This is a genomic window from Methylobacterium sp. C33D (assembly GCF_053345825.1).
This window is the reverse complement of record NZ_JBKFAV010000159.1, coordinates 1-331: the sequence shown is the minus strand read 5'-3', so window position 1 is coordinate 331 and position 331 is coordinate 1. Positions and strand designations below refer to the sequence as shown.

General features: G+C 80.1%; 1 protein-coding gene. It reads left to right on the top strand.

The genetic code is table 11. From position 1 onward, the window contains the following. Nucleotides 1-331 (top strand): copper ion binding protein (locus tag ACLBXO_RS31850; protein WP_447687931.1); only part of this gene is annotated, 331 nt, incomplete at both ends.

The window sequence follows — 331 nt, the reverse complement described above, 5'->3', positions numbered from 1 at the left end:
CCCGTCGAGGGTATGTCCTGCGCCTCCTGCGTCGGCCGCGTCGAGCGCGCCCTCGCGGCGCTGCCCGGCGCGCGGGACGTGGCGGTGGACCTCGCCACCCACCGCGCCAGCCTCGTCCTCGACGGGGCGACGAGCCCGGGCGACGTCGCGACGGCGCTCGCGGAGGCCGGCTACCCCGTGCCCGAGACGCAGAGCCTGCTGGCCGTCGAGGGGATGTCCTGCGCGAGCTGCGTGGGCCGCGTCGAGCGGGCGCTGGCCGCCGTGCCGGGGGTGACCGGGGCCGGCGACAACCTCGCCGCCGGCCGGGCCGCGATCCGCCATCCCGAGGGCG